Raw genomic sequence first — 20977 nt, forward strand, 5'->3', positions numbered from 1 at the left:
CTATCCATTTGATCGGCGTCATTGTAAATCTGTTTAGTCCTGTTCCGTTCTAAACGTGTCGAATTGTACACGGTTAAATTTCGGATTATTAAGAACTTCCCATAATCCGATAAATTCATGAGTATTTCTGTTTCTATCGCCATTCTCGCATCAGTAGTATCAAAAATGGGAGAAATACCTGATTTCTCCGTTAGAGGCTGGTGAATTACATTTCTATGTTATCTTCCATACCAGATGGAGTAAGCAGTACAGAATCCCGGCTACTGCAACCTGCGGAGCAAAGGCCAATGTCCGGATCTTTTTTTCTTTCTGCCCAATGCGTTGAATTAGTCCACGCAATCCGGTGAAAAATAACGCCAGCCAGAGCAACGTAGCGCCTTCCATGAAGCCGAGATAGAGCACCACGACCGCCATCAGTTTGCAATCCCCCATCCCCAGACTTTCCGGTCGCCACAGAGAAAAAAGGCCGGAAACAAGAAGTATTCCGGCTGCTTCCGCAAGGCGCTTGAGAAAAAGCGGCAGGAAGGCGTCCGGAAAAATATTGTCCAGCTTATGCGCCAGAACGGGCCAAGCCGCCAAATAGAGCAGACATAACACCGCTAAAACACGGTTGGGTATGCGTCGATATCGCTCATCCCACACACCAACCGCGATGAGTGCCGGCAACAGCCAACCCATGGAAATAAAAAAAACGTTCATGCTTTGTCCTCCATGAAAGGAGCATAGCATGGACGTTTTCTCTCGGCGTCTCAACTATAGGAACGATCCTCTCATATACGTTTCGTAGAGTATCGCTGCCGCTTCAACATGTGCACGAAAAATCAGTCTTCCTCGAAATCCAGCACACGCTTCCATCCATCGGAAGCGAAGCGCACGGATGAATTCTTTCTGGCCATTTCATCTGCATACTGCGCCGGATTGCGAAACGACGGACTGTAATGCGTGAGCCAAGTTTCCTTCGCTCCGGCACGTGCGGCAAGATCCGCGGCTTCCCACGCGGTCATATGGCATTTTTCTTCCGCACCTTTCGTTTTTTCCCGATCGCCGTAAATGCCCTCCGTGATCAAAAGATCGCAGTCCTTTGCCGCCCGTTCCAAAGTTGCGCATGGACGCGTGTCGGTAGAATATACTACCGATAATCCCCGACGTGCCGGTCCACTGACTTCTTCCGGACGAATTCTGCGCAGGCCGACCATGACACTTTCGCCTGCCTGCAATTTACGCCAATCCGTAATCGGAATCTTCAGCGCCTTGGCCTTTTCCGGCAAAAACTTCGGACGTCGGGGTAAGTCTACGCGATAGCCGTAGCACGTGATATTATGCTTTACCGGGAACGGCGTCACCTGCAACGTGCCGACGGAAAATGGCATCTTGCCGACACGATGAAAATGCACCTCAAAATTCACACCAACGACCACGCAAAGGCTTGCTACCACTTCTTCCACGGCATCCGGGCCATAAATATGCACCGGCTCGCGGCGCCCCTCGGTATTCATTGAAGACAGCAGCCCGCTGATGCCGGCAACATGATCCCCGTGAACGTGCGTAAATAAAATGGCATCAATAGAGTGCATGGACCAGCCATATTTGCGGATGGCCACCTGTGTGCCCTCTCCGCAATCGATCAGCACGGAATGCCCCTGATGGCGCAGCAGAAGCGCCGTCAAATGGCGCCCCGGCAAAGGCATCATGCCCCCCGTACCTAACAAACAGACATCAATCATTATTAACCCCTTATCTCGTCTCCCGGCAAACAGCTTTAAAAAGGCAACCTTGCAAAATGCCTAAACGTGGCTTCCGCTTTTACCAAAAGCATCGCTACTTCTCTCGTTTTTCCTGCCGAAAGTTATTTTTTTCTATGATACCATGTTTTTTCTTTATCGGGATGTGCCTGTCAAGCCGCCCCGTCCGCTCGCCGCTCGCTTCGCCTCGGCACAGCTTCTGCGGAAAATTTGCTCCCGGCTCGTCGAAGAGGCGGCTCGCGGACGAGGGCGGCTTTACGAGGGAGAAGGGCTTGCAGGAAAAGCGGGCTGGCGGGCGAGGGTTTGACCGGCCTTCGGCTGTATAAAAGACGCTGTAAGTGATGGAAACGGCGCCGCTTTTGTGCTGCTGCGGCGCCGAGAGGAGCCGGCCCGTGGCCGGCGGTTTGAAAACGCCGCCGAAGGCGGCTTCCTTATGAAACCGCGCCGCCAATAATGGTTTCGGCGGCGCTCCATTTTTTTCTTCGCGTGTCATAGAAATCGTGTTTATTTTGTAATTAAGGCAAAACCCCTCTACCGTTGTGCAGGGAGATGTAGAGTGGTTTTGCCTTTTTCCGCAATTCCCCTCTACCAAACAACGGATGGCGGTAGTGGGGTTTTGCCTTTTTCGACAATTCCCCTCTACCGGACAACGGATAGCGGTAGAGGGGTTTCGCCTTTTTCCGCAATTCCCCTCTACCAAACAACGGATAGCGGTAGAGGGGTTTCGCCTTTTTCTGCAATTCCCCTCTACCAGATAAGGTGCCCGCCGGCACACCCCTCCGCCCCGGCATCCTTCCGCGCGCCGCATCTTCGACGAGCCGGAAAGGTAGACTCCATATCAGCCCCACCGAGGAGAAGCCGGCGGCGTAAGGAAGGATACCGGGGCGGCTCTGCTCAGTGCAGCGGAAAATCTACCGATGCCTTGAAAAGATCGCCGTCGATCTCGAGGGTGAGACGGCCGCCCATGCGCTTGGCCAGCTGTTCGGCGATCGAAAGGCCAAGGCCGCTGCCTTCCGTGGTACGCGACTTATCCGAGCGATTAAAACGCTCCAACAGTTCTTCCGGAGACATGTTGAGGGGATAGCGCGACGTATTCTTGATCGTAAAGAGCGCGTGATGGTCCTGCGCTTCCAGCTGAATGTAGACGCGCGTACCGTCCTGGCTGTATTTTTGCGCATTACTAAAGAGATTTTCCAGCACACGTGAGAGCTTGTGCCCATCCGCCTCAATGAACAGCGGATCTTCCGGCAGATCCACTACCGGTGTGAGCGCACTCTTTTTCCAGCCGGAATCCGCTTCGGCAAGACTCTGTCGGATTACTTCGGCATAGTCAATGATTTCCATATTCAACTGAACGGCACCGCTCGTCGCTTTCGACACGTCGATGAGATCATTCATCAGCGTCTTGAGGCGTTGCGCCTTCTTTGCCAGCACATCCAGGTATTGCGCGCGTTCCTCTTCCGTCGCATCCGGGCTGCGCAAAAGATCCACATAGTTAATGATGGAGGTCAGCGGTGTTCGCAGATCATGCGACACGTTCGTGATGAGTTCGGTCTGCATCCGCTCATTCTTCAGACTTTTATCGACGGCATGCTGCAGGCTCTGGTCAAAACGATTGATTTGATTCGCCATCGCGCGATGCGCACCATGAAACGACTCCTCATCCAAACGCTCATGCCAATCGCCGTCGGCAATGTGCTGCATTGATTGCAAAATGCGAGCATCATTACGATCCTGCTGCAAGGAAAAGGCTATGGGCAACGTGACTCCCGTAAGCAAAAGCAGTACCCAGAAGAAATCCGCATGGAATATCGCGATGAACCAGAACAAAAATCCCATGATGAGGTAAAACAGCAACACCTTTACCAGCGTGCGATGCTTCGCAGCTCTGCCGTCCTGATACGCGCGATACAGCTTGTGAATTCCACCGCCAACGCCACCAATGATGCTTCCTCGGAAGAAGCGCCCCTGACGGGCTTTGCGGAACAACATGGAAAGTAGCGTCCAACCGACCAGATCAAGAGCCATCAAAACCGGAATGAGGAGAAGCCAAATCGGATTGTGCAAGGAGTCGCGCAAAAGAGCCATCGCCTGACCGTCAATGGTATGAACAACTTCGCAAGCCAGCCCCATCGTTAGCCAAAGGAATAGGCCACAGGCTACCAGCACGACTTCAAGCGGAATCGCACCCTCGATTTTGCGCACAATCGGCATATGAACGTTAGTGGTGCGAGCAAGTGTCACGCACAGTGTCACAATCCAGACAATGCCGGCGATGACCGCCGCGATGGTGCTGATTTTGGATACTTTCTGCGCAAGCGGGAATGTCTGCATAAAAAGCTGCAGATCATCGGCTTCCTGCATGGTGGTGTCCAGACGCAACGTGATTTTCATGCCCGGCGCATTGAGGCTATCGTCCTGGGCCAGCAGAACACTGATCGGTGGAGTGCCGTCCATCAATTTGTCGCTCCACAATCCGGTGCCAACCGTGCAATAGCCGTTTTCTACCGTGAGCGGTGCGCTCCATGCCGGAGTTTTACTCTTTGCCCGATTCACGTTCGAAAATTTCTTCGCTCCATCCAGGATGGAAATCGTATACTCCAGATTACTCGGCTTTTCTTTCACGTGATAGCGCGTGCTCGGATTGATTTTCAGGAAATCAAACGTGTATTGTAGTTGTCTCATGGATTCACGATATACTTCGAGATTGCCTTGTGCCGCCACAAGCAGCGAGTCGGCGGACAACGGTTTTACGATCTCTATCGCCTGTTCAATGATGTCCTTTGTCCATCCGTCTGCAAAATAGGCTCCTTCGTCATAATCATTCGGCAACCAATCTTCTTGCGAATAGGAAGGGGCGTTGTTCGAGTTCATCCTTTCTTCACCATTCGCATTCAACGATTCTTCTGCCTTCCGATCGGATGGTTCTTTCGTCCTGGATCGAAATTCCGTGTATCGACCGAAACGCAATTCTACCGGAGCCGTTTCCTTTTTTAGTCCTGCCTTCATCCAATGCTGCAAATCCGCTTTGGTATAAAAAACGACGGAAGACGAAGGAAAGGTATCGTCTCCTCTAACGTTTTCGTTTAGATACGTCTTAGCGGCTTCCAGTCTCTCTTTTTCTGTACGTTTTGTTGAAACGCTCGCCATGTAGTCCAGTTGCCGTATGGCAGGCCACGAACCGAACGTATGCGGAATCGGCATGTCCGCGGGTAACTGGTCCAATTCCGCCCAGCTCTGGGACATCAGCGTGTTGCCAACAATACTGCCCACCTCATCATGTACCGTCCGGGCAAAGCCGCCCGTTTCACTCCCTTCTCGGCTCCAATCATTCAAATGGTCATTCTGCAATTGGAGCAACGCATAAAGAGAAAGGCCCAGCACAACCGCAGCCAACACATTCAACACTAAATATGGCCAAATTCGGCGTCGCCGAAACGTCGGCAATTCGTCCGTAGGCGTTTTGCGTTCCTTGTGTTTCGTCGTTGCAGACTGCTTTATGAAGTCGTCCTGGTATGTGTCACGATCCTTCTTCGCGCCACCCTCAGTGTTCGTGCGGGTATCGTCGACCGTGTCCCGGTACGACTGACGGCTGGTGTCCGTGTATGCGTCCTGCGTGTCTTGCATTGGTTCATCCTGAGCCGAATCTTCTTTTGCATGCAAGCCGACAAGGGCTTCTTTCATCTGCTGCATCGCGTTTTGGATGTGCTTATTCATGCTGTCCTCCTTTCTCTATTTTCTCGGTATCCGTATCGTTGTCTTGCTCCTCTTGCGAATCCAGTGGAGAGTCCGACGGCGCAACACTTTGTTGGTTCGGCGTCGCCGTATTTTTCTCCGCCTGCTTCGGATCCGACTGCGGTTCGAGACGATAACCTCTTCCCCAAATCACCTTCAAATAGCGCGGCTCCCGCGGATTAATCTCTATCTTTTCACGAATATGGCGAATATGGACGGCGACAGTTGCCACCGATCCCGCGGAATCTTCCTGCCAAACGGATTCATATATTTCCTCGCTGGAATACACCCTTCCCGGATGTTCCATCAGCAGCCAGAGAATCGAAAATTCCAGCGGCGTGAGCGACCGCGGCATGCCGTCCACCTCCACGCTTTGCTTACGTCGGTTAAGGATCAGTGTGCCTTGCCGGAGGACGACGCCCTCAAGATCCTGCCGGGGATCGTAGGAACGATATTGTACATAACGGCGAAGCTGGCTTTTGACACGTGCCACCAGTTCCTTTGCATTAAAGGGCTTCGTAATATAATCGTCCGCCCCGCCCAGCAAACCGTCTATCTTATCGTTGCTCTCGCCTTTTGCCGATACCAGAATAACGGGCAAGGAGCGCGTTTCTCGAATACGGGTTAAGGCTTCCATTCCGTCCATCAACGGCATCATGATATCCAGCAAAACAAGATGAATGGGCTGTTTTTCCAGGACTTCCAGTGCCTGTTTTCCATTGTAGGCATGATGCACGATATATCCTGCGCGTTCCAGATAAATCTGTATTGCCTGCACAATTTCAAAGTCATCGTCACAGACAAGAATGTGAAGTCGTTGTTCGCTCATCGTCCCCTCCTTTTTGCTCTATCTTATTCTATCGTGTCGGAAGGGGCATTTCGCCCGTACTTCTTAAAAAATCATTAAGATGCCAGAACAAGCCACCCCGCCCGCTCGACGCCGACTTCTCCCTGTTCAGGCAAAGCCACCCGCCCGCTCACCGCTTGCTTCTCCTCGTCCCTTCACTACGTTTCCGATTTTTTCGTCGGGACTCGTCGAAGATGCGGTTCGCGGGCGGGGCGGCTTTGCAGAGAAGGAGGAGCGAACTTATTAACCGGCCTTTAGCCGTATCGAGCGTCAATCAGCAGTTCAAAAAGATGCTGCCGACCTGCACTCGGCAGTTGGGCACCGCCCTCGCAATAAAGCGGTGCCTTAAAGGAGCCGGCCTCCGGCCGGCGGTTTGAAAACGCCGCCAAAGGCGGCGATCCTTTTCGTCGTTCCTGGCTGGGCAACGTTTTATGACTTTGCCAGGGTTAGGCGGAGGCAGTTGACCCTGGTTGGTGCACGGCATTTTTCGCAGCCAGGGTTCAGACAACGAAAAAAATCCTGGCTATAGCATTCCGCTTCGCACAGCCAGGGTCGGGCGGAGGCAAATCAACCCTGGCTGACACACGGCATTTCCCGCAGCCAGGGTTCAGACAACGAAAAAAATCCTGGCTATGGCATTCTGCTTCGCACAGCCAGGGTCGGACGAAAACAAATCAGCCCTGGCTGACGCTCAGCAGTTTCCGCAGCCAGGGTTCGAGCACAAAAACCGACCCTGGCAAAGACGCTTCACTTCGTCCAGCCAGGGTCGAGATGCCCCCGGGCAACCCTGGCTGGCGCTCGACAATTTCCTCAGCCAGGGCTCAAGCACAAAAATCAACCCTGGCAAAAACGCTTCATTTCGTCCAGCCAGGGTCGCACTACTTTTGTATTCTATTACCGCGCCACCACCGCCATTCCCAGCGCTGCACCACTTTTCGCCCCGGCATCCTTCCGCGCACCGCATCTTCGACGAGCCGGAAAGGTAGACTCCCTATCAACCCAGCCGAGGAGAAGCCGGCGATGCAAGGAAGGATGTCGGGGCAGCCCGCCTTACTTCCGTCTTCCCGGATACTCCTTCAGTGCAATTTCGAGAATGTCCATGGCCTCCAGAAGGCGCTCGGTCTTCACACAGTAGGAAAGGCGCACTTCGTCGACACCCAGGCCTGGCGTGGCATAAAACGACTCGGCAGGCGTCATCAGGACGGTCTTGCCGTTCACCCGCACATGTTCCAGCGTCCAGCGTACAAAATCTTCCGCGTTGTCGACCGGCAACTTAATGATGAGATAAAAAGCGCCTTCCGGAACCGGGGCAATAATGCCATCCATCTGTTCCAGACGCTTCTGGAGAGCATCCCGACGATGACGGTAGGTGCGGCGATTATCCTCCACATAGGCATCATCGACAATATCCATGGCGCCAGCGCCGATCTGGTCAAGGGTCGAAACACAGAGACGCGTCTGGCAAAGGCGAAGCGCCTTCTCATTGAAGTCCTTGTTCTTGGATGCCAGCGAGCCGATGCGCGCCCCACAGGCGGAATATTTTTTAGAAATGCTGTCCACTAAAATGACGCGATCCCGGATTTCTTCGTATTCCGCAAAGGAATGGAACGGACGGGAAGTGTAGTTGAACTCACGATAGACTTCGTCTGCAATCAGCCAAAGATCATATTTACGCACAAGATTAACCAGAATCTGCATCTCTTCTTCCGTATATACGCGCCCGGTGGGATTGGCCGGCGAAGAAAGAATGAGCGCCTTCAGGCGATCCGCTTTGCCTGACTCGGCAATCACACGATCCCAGTCTGCAAGCGAAGGCACGCGGAAGCCGTCCTTGGCATAGGTCGTCGCCGCGACAATGCTTACGCCCTGTACCTCGGCAATACTGTTGTAATTCGTATAAAACGGCTCCATCGCTAAAATCGCGTCGCCCGCATCACAAGTAAGCGCCAACGCAAAATTCAATCCTTCACTTGCCCCGTTGGTAATACAGATTTCATCCAGAGCAAACTCAAGGCCATAATTGTGCAGGTAAAGCTGCATCGTTTCCAATGTACGCTTCATCCCCCGCGAATTCTGGTATGCCAACACGTCTACATCATAGTGACGCACAGCTTCCAGAAAATCCGGCGGCGTTGGAATATCCGGCTGCCCGATATTCATGGGGATAACTTCGACACCCGAAGCCTCCACGCGGGCTACCGCCTCTGAAAACTTGCGAATCGGTGAGGCTTTCAGCGTTTCACTGCGTTGGGAAAACTTCATGACTTCCTCTTTTCTACGTTACCTTCCCGCTATTGCCCGTCCGGCATCCGCCATACACAAGGCATTTATCTAATCTCTCTATTCTCCCCGTTATTGCCCATCCGGCATCCATATCAGGAAGAGATCCTGCACCTGAATATTGGTCTTTTTCGGCTTGATATCCACCTCTTCGACTTCATCGCGCTCCGTCGAAAACCGTTCACTCACCTGTTCCAGCTCTGCGGCAAGCGCCTCTTCCAGACGCTGGAACTCCTGCTGATATGCTTCCACATTTGCCTCAGCACGGCGGATATCGTCCTCCTGTGCCCGTTGACGACTTAGCGAACGCGCCGAACTTCCCACACGCGTCACCAGCGACGAACTGATTTTCTTACTTCCGAAGAGTCCGCCTAAAAGCGCCGAACCCACACTGACCATCGTACTCTGCTTGGCCGCTTCCGCCTGCGTTTCTTCCCGCTGTACCGCCAGCTCCGCCTTGCGAATGCGTTCCTGCATCGTATTGAGCTTCTTTTGATAGGTCTCCTTGATCTTTTGCATCTCCCGATCGCGCGCTTCGCGAAGTGCAGCGTCAACGCGAATTGCAAATTCCTCTTCTTCGCCGGGTCGTCCATAAATGCCGGTCGAACGTTGGAACGGGACACGCAGACGCTCATTGGCATAAACGAAATTCTTCAATGACGTTTTCGCATTTTTCATCACATCTCCGACCAATGCCTCAAAGGCAAAAGGTTGAAACGCAGCCCCCTGCGGAACATCCGCCTGCAAGGTGAAAGATGCCGGGTCCTCTCTCTGCGCATTCTGCCAGTCCGCGCCTGCCGGCGGCGCAGGAATCGCCGTCAAATAGTAGCACGCCTTTTCGGAAGCGATTCCCGCTTTTTCGTCTTCATAAAAGATTTTCGCGCTGCCGCAAAGGTATGCCGTATACGACGCCGCTCCCACAGCCGGATGATAATAAGCTGCAATGCCCTTTGGCAACAGCGGCGGCACAGTGGCCTTCGGCGAAGCGACTGTCGGCGAAGCAACTGTCGACGAAGCGGATGTCGACGAAGCTGCCGCTCCTGTCGTGGCACTTTCGTTCGCCGCCTCCGGGATAGCGGAAGCCGGAAGCACCGATGTTGACGTCGATGACACGCCGGAAGCCTGTTCCATACCGGGAGCCGAGGAAACCGTCGCCGACGCGACCGAAGCCTCTGGCGTAGCCGTCCCCGCTTCGTCCGTCTTCTTCGTCAATGCCTTCAGCTGCATCCCCGTCAAGGGACCGGCAAGATAGGACATCGTCCAGCGTGTGGAAAACAGTGCATCCGCGCGGGCGTGAATGTTATGCACATAGAACGTGCGCTTAGGCAGGCGAGAGAGCAGAACGTTTAATTCGCTTCGGTTTTGTGCGAGCGTCCCGTCCGCATCCATGCCGTCCAAGAGACGATCGCGATCCTGTTGCGTTTGCAAATGGCCGATAAACCAAGTGCCGATGTTGGAAAGACCTTTGTAATCCAGATCCGCCGGATTCTGCGTGGCCAATACAATGCCGAGGCCGAACGCTCTGGCCTGTTTCAGGAGCGTCATCATCGGCGCTTTCGAGGCGGGATTCGCCACCGGCGGAAAATAGCCCTGCACCTCATCCATATAGAGAAGCGCACGCAAGGCGGACTGTCCGCTTTGACGACGCATCCAACCCACCACCTGATTGAGAAGGAGCGTAACCACAAACATCCGCTCCCGGTCGTTCAAATGGGCCAGCGAAAGAATTGCCACACGCGGCTTACCTTCCGGCGTGTAGAGCAAACGCTGCGGATCCGGCGCCACGCCTTCTCGCCAGGTGGCAAATTGGGGCGACGCAAAGAGTTGGTTAAAGCGCATTGCCAAGGCCAGGCGCTCCTTTTCCGGATAAAACGCTTCAAGCGGCATCACGCCGAGTTTGTCGATTCCCGGCTGCTGAATAGCGGAAATCAACGACGGCAAATCCATCGCTTCTCCGGCCTTCCAGCGCGTAGAAAGCAATGCGCTTAACAGAAGATGTGCCTTACTGGTCAGCGGATCCGCATCCACGTCCACCAAGGCCAAAAGCCCCGCCACGGTCGATGAAACGTAAGCGTTAAAACTCTCTTCCTCCGCAAGGATCGCCTCCGGCGGCATTTGCGCTACATCCATCACGGATAGCGGCTCACCCGTACGTGAGCCCGGCGTATAGACCGTAATATCTGCCTGTGAAAGAAGAGCAACGCGTGCCGCATCCATGCCGGCTGCCGTTCGTCCTTCCTGCCAGCGCTTCGCCTCCTCTTCGGCATACGCTTCGGCAGACATCCCCGCCTGCTCCGCAGCCTGCGGCGTAATCCACGGCAAGAGCTGCTTTCCGCTTAGCGAAGGAAAAGCCAACAGAAGATTGGCCATATCCCCTTTCGGGTCAATCACGATGGCCGGAAGGCCGTCCACAATCGCCTCTTCGAGAAGATCAATGCCCAGACCTGTCTTGCCGCTGCCGGTCATGCCAACCAGCATCGCATGTGTCGTCAAATCCGAAGACGCATAGAGAAAGGGAATATCTTCCTTTTCTCCTGTTTCCGGATTGACCTGCTGACCGAGATAAAATTCGCCAAGCCGTTCAATGATTTTCATGCGCTTTCCTTTCTCCATATCGGAAGTTTTTCTCCGCCTTGCCGGATCAGTAAAGGCGACTTTGCGTCGATACCTCGCCTCTCCACGGCACATCCGCCTTGCCGTTAAATTCGCAACTCCACCCATTTTCCGCGGCGGAAGCGCGCCACCATAAGAATGGCGCTTGAAAACTGGTGCGCCAGAATGCCCAGCCAGATTCCATCAATGCCCATATGAAAGGTCTGCACCAAAACGATGGTCACTGCGGAACGAATGACTGTAATCGTAATGGTCGAAACCAGGAGCGTGTAGCGTACATCTCCCGCAGCGCGCAGCGCTCCTGCACAAACGATGGACACAATCTGGAAGAATACGATAAACATCACGTAGTGCGAAATGCGAATGCCGCGCGTGATGAAGCTCGCTTCGCTGAAGGTGATGCGGAAGAACGCGCCGCCGAAAAAGAACAGCGTAATAATCCACAGCATAGACAGAATGCTGCCCAGAAACAGACAGGTGTAGCCGTAATCCATGGCCTTCTCTTTCTTTCCCGCACCAAGGGCCGAACCCGTAGAAGCCACCGCCGCCGTCTGCATCCCGCTGGCCAGCGAAAAGCCGAAGTTCAAAAGGTTCATGCCCACGTTATGCGTTGCGAAGACTTCCGTTCCAAGACTTGCCGCCTGCATGGCAGTGACCATGAAGCCCACACGCATCAACAGGTTTTCAATGAAAATATTCACCGCCAGCGATGCCACCGTTTTCAGTGCATCCCAGGCCGGACGCACCTTCTTTTGCAGGCAATAGCGCAACTGAATGAAGCTATCGTGTTTAAAAAGCGAGGCGATGCTGACCGCCAAACCGAATGCCTGGCCGATAACCGACGCGATAGCCGCACCGCTTACGCCCAGCGCCGGAAAGCCCAAATGCCCTTCGATCAGCAAATAGTTACAGGTAATATTGACCACGCTGGACGTGACGTTCGACACAAAAGCCACACGCGTATTGCCGGAACCGCTGTGTCCGGCGTTGATAATCATGGTCGCGATATTGAATACGATACCGGTAAGAAGAATGCGCAGATAATTCGCCGCATCGTCATGGATCTCCGGATTTGACCCCATAAAGCGCAAAAGCGGATCATAAAACAGATTGACGACGAAGGCGATGACGACGTAAATAGCCAGAGAGAGCAGCAGGACGGTCATGACCGTCTGATTGGCCTCAGCCCGTTTTCCTTCGCCTTTTCGTCGGGCTACAATGGCTGCCACCGCGACATACATCGCAATAATCGGCGCCAGCAACAGGAAAACTGGTTGAATGGTGATGCCGACTGCGGCTACCGCCGCCGGTCCCAACGGGGATACCATCACGGTATCAATAATGTTGGTGATCGTCGTCGCCAGGTTTTCCAAGATCGACGGCCACGCCAGGCCGAAAATCTTGCGCACCATATTCAATTCCAGAAATGTCCATCGTTTTTGCTGTTCTTGTTCCATGCTCTCTCGCTTTTTCTCTTTCCTTTTTCGGGATGGTGTCGCCAAGGCTTCATCGGCAGGCATCCAAGAACGTTTCTTCGTTGACGTTTCCTCTTGCCTCGGCACGATGTCGCCGACACCAAGTGTTATTCATCCTCCAATATCTTTTGAAAGGCTTCGCGCGGATCACCGTTTTCCAGTCGAATCACGCCGCAATGCACAAAGCCGGCTTTTGCCAGCACCCGCTGCATACCGACATTGTCTTTATGCGTATCAATGCGCAGATTGCGCACTCCGCATCGGCGCGCCCGCTCCTCGGTAAAGTGAAACATCGCCCGCGCAAGACCCGGCACCGATGGATCGCCCGCCACCCGATGCAGCGTAAAATACGGCTCCGTATTTAACCATCCGCCGTCAATTTCTGCATAATTCGGATCCGGTGTCTCCAGAAGGCAGAACGTGCCGACGGCTTGACCATCTACAAGACGCAAAAAGCTGCGTTTCGCGTCAAGGTCTTGACGTACTTTTTCTTCGGAAGGCACTCCCGCAGGCCATTGCGTTTTATTGCCCTCCGCACGCATCCGCGCACGCCCCATGTCCAATAAGGCCATCACCGCAGGCAAATCGTGCATCGTTGCTTGTCGTATCTCATCCATGTTACGGTTCCCTTCGACGCATCTTCATGCCATCGCTGTGTTTTTCCAACAAAAAAGTCCGTCACCAACCTGCTCGAAGGCGCATCAACAATTTCAACGCTACAGGTCTTTGTTTTTCCTTATAGTATACGATACTTCTTCCCCTTTCATGGCACAGGGCAAAAAAAGTGTCCTTGCATCGCCCCCATGGACGGCCGACCGTTCTGCATCCCCTTGACGGAGAAGTTTGTATTAACGGCCAGATGGCTCATTTGTTTTTACACCAACTGAATTATATTATCCTCATGTTCACTGTTTCAAGGAGATGACGACATCTGCCTGCTGGATTAACGATTTTTCATGGGTGACTACAAGAATTATCCGATCTTCGCGTTTTAAGGATTGAATCATTCGTATCGCTTGCTTCTTCCTCTCAGAATCAAGATAATTCGTTGGCTCATCGAAGAAATAAACTTCTTTCGTTTCCATGCAGTCTCTCTTTAATTGAGCCATCTTCTTTTGACCCATTGATGGATTTTGCACAACTTTATTTTCGAAATACCTGCTGTCATAGGGCTCAGCAGGAGAGTAGAGATAGGAAGTATTGAGCGCTTGATGATTGGGAATGATTTCTCCCTGAAATCGGTTGCTGAAACCCAGCATTGCCAGCATTAAACTTGTTTTTCCACTTCCGTTTTCTCCGGTAAGTACATATAAATTCCCTTTGGTAAACGTAACATTTAAAGGCAGATGAAGAGGATTTCCATTTTCGTTTATGGAGAGATAATTAACTAATTGTATTGAAGAAATTGGGCTGGTGATTCGTTTCATTATCGGCGGTGACAGGAATGCACAAAAGTCCTTTATAATATCTTTTTTCTCAACAAAGTCACTCCAGACATCAAGAATGTTCTCCATCGGTGACCAAAACCGTGAAACATAAAGAGTAATCGCATAGAGCGTTCCTAAGGTCATTTTTCCCTGAAGTACAAAGTAGCCGGAAAGAAGCAACGAAAATAGAATAATGATGTTAAGAAAGGCATAGGAAAAAACATTTGTAAAAATTGCATTCACCAGAACCGCTTGTTTTTTGCTCTGTAAATATTTATCTAAATATGCTTTCAGCGGCTTGAAAAAGGATTGTTGATGACTTCGATCACTTAAAGAAAAGCCTGTTTTGTCTGCGACGAGCTGTCGGGTTTCCTTCATGTCATGCAATGATTGATTATTACAAGCAGCAAGCCGGCTACTATATCTATTCGAAATAAGCAAAAATAAAGGAGTTAACACACCCACACAAACAGCGTGTACAAAGGAGACTTGCGCCAATAGGATCAAGATGGCAATTTCTTGCACAAGACATATGAGTAAATCGACAGGTGCAACCATATAATAGTCCTTAACCATCTCATAAACTTGTCCGAGTTGCTGATGTACTTCTTCAGATGTCCGCTGTGCCTTTTTCGGATCATACGCTATGGCATTAAGATCGGCTTGCTTGATCGTCTTTGCCCAATTTGACCTCTCACTCATTCCCTTTGCATAATCTTGCGCAAATCCTATGAATTGGCCAAGAACGAAAAATAGTAGAAGAATTTGAGCTAAGAATAATGCTTGATTCGACGATGAAGCGACAATAGCATCGATGAATTTTTGCGAAAGATAAGGATTGATCAGAAGGACAAAAACATTGCATACGCTGAAAAAAATATACCCGAACGTCCATCCATAATTATTGTAGGGTAACAATTTTTTAAATGCGTTTAACATATGATTGCCTTTCAATATACATTTTTCCACTGCTTTTTGAGGAAGAAGCTCATCCAGATACGATTTGGTATACGCTCGCGAAGAAGCCGGTTCAACCTGCATTTTTGTTTTGCCTTTTATGTAACAATCATAACAAGTGATACGAATTTCTCAATAGTGTAAAACTGTTTTCTTGCGAACGTTGGACTATCCATTTTTCGCAAGATCAATGACGAAGTCTATTCTGAACAAGGAGGTGGTGAAAACGCGCTTCTTCTTGGCTTTCCCGTTTTCCTCTCTTTCTCAAGTTTCCACCATATCTTGTTTCTGACCTTGGCAAGAAAACCTATATATCGTAGAATAAAACCAATCGCTTACGGCGTCGGCCGAGACAAGTCCCAAGGCCAAGCCGTGCTAAAATCGACGAAAAAACGGCGTCAAAACAACAGTGCCCGGCCATGCCGAGGCAAATACCATGAACCGGGAAGGATGCTCCATGCAAGTCATAAAACGAGACGGCCGCATCGTGCCGTACGAGAGAAAAAAGATTGAACAGGCGATGGCGAAAGCCTTTGCTCAGGTGAATAAGGCCATCTCCGAGGAAGAACTCAGCGCGCTGGTCGACCATGTCGAAGCGCGCTTCTCCGACGCCCATGAACTGTCGGTTGAGGCCATACAGGACCGCGTCGAGTTACAGCTGATGGAAGCGGACCATTACGAAGTCGCAAAGAGCTATATTCTCTATCGGGAAGAGCGGCGCAAAAAGCGCATGATCCGCTCCCGTTTAGAGAGCTATTTTCCGGAAGTGCCGGTGTTGCATGACGTACTGTTGGCCATCGAAGACGCCTTCCGTGACGACATCTATGATCTGCGCCATCTGCTTTACAAGTTTGAAAGTTTCTATAAAGAAGGGAAAAGTGTTGCCGAGCGCATGGAGGCACTGATTCACGCTGCGATTGAGCTGACCGATGAAGAAGCCACCCGCTGGGAATTCATTGCCGCACGCTTTTATGGCATTCAGTACCATCAGCGCTTGGAAAAGACCTGGCAAAAGCGGATCGCCGAAGGAAAGGTTCCCGGCATTGACCACCCCCGCACGCTTCGTTTTTCTGAGAAATTGCGCTCCATGCATGCCGAAGGTCTCTATGGCGACGAAGTGCTGGAACACTATACCGTTGAGGAATTGGAAGAAGCCGCCGGTTGGATCGATGAATCGGCCGACCTGCTGTTTAACTATTCCGGCTATGATCTGCTCGTCAATCGCTACGTCGTACGCAGCTTCGACCTCGAGCCGCTGGAAACCATCCAGGAAATGATGCTGGGCATTGCTCTATTTTTAGCCATTCCGGAAAAAGAGCGACGCATGTATTGGGCAAAAGAGTTCTATCTCATGCTCAGCTCCTTGAAAGTAACCATGGCGACACCGACGCTTGCCAATGCCCGTAAGCCTTTCCACCAGCTGAGCTCCTGCTTTATTGATACCGTTCCCGACGATCTGAAGGGGATTTATCGCTCCATCACCAATTTTGCCAACGTCTCGAAATTCGGAGGCGGAATGGGTCTCTATTTCGGTAAAGTTCGCGCCGCTGGCGCCTCGATTCGCGGCTTTAAGGGTGCGGCCGGTGGCGTCATCCGTTGGGTGCGCTTAGCCAATGACACCGCTGTCGCCGTCGATCAACTTGGCGTACGTCAGGGTGCGGTTGCCGTCTATCTCGATTGCTGGCACAAAGATGTGCCGGAGTTTTTGCAGCTTCGTACCAATAACGGTGATGACCGCATGAAAGCCCACGACGTCTTCCCGGCCATCTGCTATCCGGACTATTTCTGGGAACAAGTGGAAACCAATATGGAGGGCCAGTGGGGTCTATTAGACCCGCATGAAATTCTCACCGTCAAAGGCTATGCGCTGGAAGATTCCTATGGCAAGGAATGGACGGAAAAATATCTGGACTGCTTAAGCGATGAGCGCATTTCAAAGCGCTGGATTCCCATTAAGGAAATGGTGCGCCTGATGATCAAGAGTCTCGTCGAAACGGGTACCCCCTTTACCTTTAACCGGGATGTCGTCAACCGCGCCAACCCGAATAAAGATAAGGGCATCATCTACTGCTCCAACCTCTGCACGGAAATTGCACAGAATATGTCCGCTACGGAAACGCTGGATGAAGAAATCGTCACGACGGAATCCGCCGACGGCGATCCCATCATCGTCACCAAGACAACGCCGGGCGATTACGTTGTCTGCAACTTGGCAAGCCTCAATTTAGGAAAAATCAACGTTCATGACGCCGAAGAGTATCGTCGCATCACAACGGCGGCCGTTCGGGCGCTGGATAATGTCATCGAGCTCAACTACTTCCCGGTATCGGCGGCCAAGGTCAACAACAGCAACTATCGTCCCATCGGTCTCGGCGTTTCCGGCTATCATCACCTTTTAGCCAATGAGCGCGTCTTCTGGGAATCGGAAGAGCACCTGGCGCTGGCCGATCGCGTCTTTGAAGACATGAATTATTACGCCATTACCGCCTCGATGGAAAACGCCAAAGAAAAAGGCGCCTATCCCTATTTTTCCGGCTCGGCATGGGAGGATGGCACGTATTTCACCGACCGCAACTATACCGATGAGCGCTGGAAGGCGCTGGCAGCGAAGGTCAAGCAGTATGGTCTGCGCAACGGCTATCTGTTGGCGATCGCGCCCACGTCGTCCACGTCCATTATTGCGGGTACATCACCGGGCGTGGATCCGGTCATGAACCGCTTCTATTATGATGAGAAAAAGAACGGTCTGATTCCACGCGTTGCACCGGATCTTAACCTTTCCAATTACGTCTATTACAATGCTGCGCATCAGACGGATCAGTCCTGGTCCATCCGAGCCGCCGGCGTGCGCACCCGCCATGTCGACCAGGCGACCAGCATGAACCTGTATATCACGAACGACTTTACCTTCCGACAGATCTTAAGCCTATATCTGGAAGCCTATCATGCCGGCTTAAAAACCCTTTACTACATCCGTTCCAAGAGTTTGCAGGTAGAGGATTGTGAGAGCTGCGCGGTATAATAACAAAAAGGTGATTTCGCCGCCGCATTTCACGAGGACAGCGCTGCAACAAAGCCGAGGCGTTACAACGTCTGCACGCGGCGATGCGCTGAGAGGGTGGCAAGAAGGATGAACGGAGCCGTATGTGGCCAAGAAAGGATCAATATGGAACTTATGCGCAAAAACCCGTTGTTTAACCCGGATGGTGACACGGAGCTGGTAAAACGCCGCATGATCGGCGGCAATACCACCAACCTCAACGATTTCAACAACATGAAATACGACTGGGTTTCCGACTGGTATCGTCAGGCCATGAACAATTTCTGGATTCCGGAGGAAATTAACCTGGCACAGGATAAAAAGCAGTATCCGCAGCTTGTGGAAGACGAACGGCGTGCCTACGATAAGATCCTCAGCTTCCTGATTTTCCTGGACAGCATTCAGTCGGCCAATCTGCCGTCCATTTCGCAATACATCACAGCCAATGAGACCAACCTCTGTTTGCATATCCAAACCTACCAGGAATGCATCCATTCCCAGAGTTACAGCTACATGCTGGATTCCATCTGCGAGCCAAACGAGCGCGATGCGGTGCTGTACCAGTGGAAAAACGATGAACATCTACTTCGCCGGAACAAGTTCATCGGCGACATCTATAACGATTTTCAGCAGCAGCCGGATGTGCACAACTTCATGCGCGTGATGATCGGAAATTACATCCTCGAAGGCATTTACTTCTACAGCGGATTCATGTTCTTCTACAATTTGGCACGCAACGGTCGCATGACCGGCTCAGCGCAGCAAATTCGCTACATCAACCGCGATGAAAATACACACCTTTGGCTTTTCCGCAGCATAATCCATGCGCTTCGTGACGAAAACCCGGAACTCTTCCGCAGCACGTTGCAGGATGAATACCAACGCATGATTAAAGAAGGCACGGAGCAGGAAATGGCTTGGGCCGACTACGTGATCGGCAATCGACTGGAAGGCTTAAACGGCCAGATGTGCGTCGACTATATCCGCTATCTCGGCAATCTGCGTGCGACCGGTCTCGGTCTGGATCCCATCTTCTCCGGCTATCAGGAAGAACCCGATAGCATGAAATGGGTCTCCAACTACTCTAACGCCAACATGATCCGCACCGATTTCTTTGAAGCCCGCTCCACCGCCTATGCCAAGAGCGGCGCGCTGGTGGACGATCTGTAAAACCAAGCCATCCTGTCCGCTCGTCGCTCGCTTTTCCTCGTCAAGGCCAAGCCATCCTGTCCGCTCGTCGCTCGCTTCTCCTCGCCCCTTCGCTCTTCTTCCCGTTTATTTTGTCGGGGCTCGTCGAAGAGGCGACTCGCGAACAGGATGGCTTGGCAGAGAATGAGCGGCTCAGGGACGTGGTGGTTGCATGAAACAGATCCTCATAAAACAGACGATGGTTTACAAAAAGCGTAAACCATCGTCTGTTTTATTCCCCATAATCTATGCATGAAATGTCTCGAATCGTTCTGTTATCCCCAATGCTCCGCCAGCAAGAAGTCGCGAATGTTTTGATGTTTGATGCCATTTCGACTGTGATTGATCTCATCAAGGGAAACAACGTATTTGGGAAAATTGTCACGAATACTGTCCAAAACACCAAATTCGCGTTTTATGGTTTCTTCACCGGCGAGAAGATAGGTCACCTGTACATACAGTTTTTCTCCTTTTTTTTCGCAGACAAAGTCCACTTCTTTCTCGCCCACCTTGCCCACGCTCACTTTATAATTTCGACGCAGCAATTCCATAAATACGATATTTTCTAAAACCCGCTGAATATCCCGTTGATTTCCTCCAAAGACAGCCTCGCGAAAGCCGTGATCCGCTATATAATACTTTTCGCCGGTGGCAAGAATCTGTTTTCCCGGAACGTCTTGGCGTTTGACGGGATAAAAAAGATAAGCCTCGCAACAATACTTAATATAGTTCAATATCGTTTCTACGGATACGCTACGATGTTCGCTACGGAAGAATTTGACCAGGGATGTCGCAGAAAAGGTCGTGCCCACGTTGGCCATGATGTACATTAAAAGGCGTTCCAACAAGTCCGCATCGCGCAGCTTATTACGCTGAACAACATCTTTCAATTGTACGGAGTTAAACACGTCCATTAAATATTGTTGACAGGGTTCCGGCGAATAATGAAGATTGCTAAGATACGGCATACCGCCCAGAAGAAGGTAGCGATTAAAGCAATCCTGTATCGAATCCTGTGGAAAGAGGGGTTGATAAGATGCCAGATATTCAGAGAAGGAGAACGGATAGATTACAAATTCCACATACCGTCCGCCAAGTAACGTAGCAAGCTCTCCGGAGAGCAGACTGGCATTTGAACCGGTAAGATAGATATCGCAATCCATGGAAACGCGCAAAGAATTCACACATTTTTCCCACTCAGTAACCGCCTGAATTTCATCAAAAAAAAGATATGCTTTTTTTTGTAGGTTTTTTACTCGGTACTGAATTACGTCATGCAGAGCTTGTGCCGTACACAATGAGGCGTACTTCATATCCTCAAAATTGATCGTAATCATTTGCTCTTCCTCAACACCCCGTTCGCGCAATTCCTGCTTGATGAGTTCCAGCATGACCGACTTTCCGCTGCGTCGTAACCCTGTCATGACTTTTATCAGCTCTCCATCAATAAAAGGGCGAATGCGTCGCATATAAATCTCTCGTTGAATCACTACACTCCCTCCTTTCCAAGACAACGTTTTGGTAGCAAAATCAATTTATCAAAGACATAATGGAAATTCAATAGAAAAAGTCATTTTTGTCGGTTATATCGTATAAAATTCAGCTTTGAAAAATCGCATAGAAAGAAATAAAGCGGTGGACAAACGGAACTTTGCTGTTATCGGTAAACCCGC

The 20977-nt window shown here is 51.3% G+C and carries 14 protein-coding genes; 2 read left to right on the forward strand and 12 right to left on the reverse strand.

The features are described from left to right. Window positions 1–213 precede the first annotated feature (213 nt). From BN3910_RS05795 to BN3910_RS05840, 11 genes are all read right to left on the reverse strand, one after another. The gene (locus BN3910_RS05795; RefSeq protein ID WP_066925237.1) at window positions 214–699 is read right to left on the reverse strand and encodes a prepilin peptidase; all 486 of its coding nucleotides are present in this window, start codon (window positions 697–699) and stop codon (window positions 214–216) included. Between the two features lie 122 nt (window positions 700–821). After that, window positions 822–1724, reverse strand: a complete 903-nt coding sequence (locus tag BN3910_RS05800; RefSeq protein ID WP_066925240.1) for a ribonuclease Z — start codon at window positions 1722–1724, stop codon at window positions 822–824. Between the two features lie 94 nt (window positions 1725–1818). Continuing rightward, complete coding sequence (locus BN3910_RS05805; protein ID WP_066925243.1) at window positions 1819–2235, reverse strand: hypothetical protein; 417 nt, start codon at window positions 2233–2235, stop codon at window positions 1819–1821. Between the two features lie 22 nt (window positions 2236–2257). Next, the gene (locus tag BN3910_RS07825) at window positions 2258–2515 is read right to left on the reverse strand and encodes a hypothetical protein (protein ID WP_148417344.1); all 258 of its coding nucleotides are present in this window, start codon (window positions 2513–2515) and stop codon (window positions 2258–2260) included. 121 nt (window positions 2516–2636) lie between these two features. Beyond that, window positions 2637–5459 carry a sensor histidine kinase gene (locus BN3910_RS05810; protein ID WP_066925246.1) on the reverse strand — a complete coding sequence of 941 codons (2823 nt, stop codon included), beginning with the start codon at window positions 5457–5459 and terminating at the stop codon, window positions 2637–2639. Continuing rightward, a complete protein-coding gene (locus tag BN3910_RS05815) occupies window positions 5452–6306 on the reverse strand; it encodes a response regulator transcription factor (protein ID WP_082790333.1) in 855 nt (284 codons plus the stop codon). Before BN3910_RS05815 ends, BN3910_RS05810 begins: the two co-directional genes overlap by 8 nt. 1068 nt (window positions 6307–7374) lie before the next feature. Next, complete coding sequence (locus BN3910_RS05820) at window positions 7375–8586, reverse strand: pyridoxal phosphate-dependent aminotransferase (protein WP_066925249.1); 1212 nt, start codon at window positions 8584–8586, stop codon at window positions 7375–7377. 90 nt (window positions 8587–8676) lie between these two features. Then, complete coding sequence (locus BN3910_RS05825) at window positions 8677–11199, reverse strand: ATP-binding protein (protein ID WP_066925252.1); 2523 nt, start codon at window positions 11197–11199, stop codon at window positions 8677–8679. A 104-nt stretch (window positions 11200–11303) separates the two neighbouring features. Continuing rightward, entirely contained in the window at window positions 11304–12674 is a 1371-nt protein-coding gene (locus tag BN3910_RS05830; RefSeq protein ID WP_187367693.1) for an MATE family efflux transporter, read from the reverse strand. A gap of 125 nt (window positions 12675–12799) precedes the next feature. Beyond that, a complete protein-coding gene (locus BN3910_RS05835) occupies window positions 12800–13309 on the reverse strand; it encodes a GNAT family N-acetyltransferase (RefSeq protein ID WP_066925259.1) in 510 nt (169 codons plus the stop codon). Between the two features lie 288 nt (window positions 13310–13597). After that, the gene (locus BN3910_RS05840; RefSeq protein WP_066925262.1) at window positions 13598–15160 is read right to left on the reverse strand and encodes an ATP-binding cassette domain-containing protein; all 1563 of its coding nucleotides are present in this window, start codon (window positions 15158–15160) and stop codon (window positions 13598–13600) included. Window positions 15161–15533: 373 nt separating this feature from the next. Here BN3910_RS05840 and BN3910_RS05845 point away from each other — a divergent pair, with 373 nt between their 5' ends. Beyond that, a complete protein-coding gene (locus tag BN3910_RS05845; RefSeq protein ID WP_066925265.1) occupies window positions 15534–18098 on the forward strand; it encodes a ribonucleoside-diphosphate reductase subunit alpha in 2565 nt (854 codons plus the stop codon). Between the two features lie 144 nt (window positions 18099–18242). Beyond that, window positions 18243–19286, forward strand: a complete 1044-nt coding sequence (locus tag BN3910_RS05850; protein WP_066925269.1) for a ribonucleotide-diphosphate reductase subunit beta — start codon at window positions 18243–18245, stop codon at window positions 19284–19286. Window positions 19287–19579: 293 nt separating this feature from the next. On the opposite strand, the gene BN3910_RS05855 is transcribed toward BN3910_RS05850, so the two are convergent. After that, complete coding sequence (locus BN3910_RS05855) at window positions 19580–20794, reverse strand: ATP-binding protein (protein ID WP_066925273.1); 1215 nt, start codon at window positions 20792–20794, stop codon at window positions 19580–19582. Between the last annotated feature and the right edge of the window lie 183 nt (window positions 20795–20977).

The organism is Murdochiella massiliensis, assembly GCF_900059565.1.
Taxonomy (GTDB): Bacteria; Bacillota; Clostridia; order Tissierellales; family Peptoniphilaceae; genus Murdochiella; species Murdochiella massiliensis.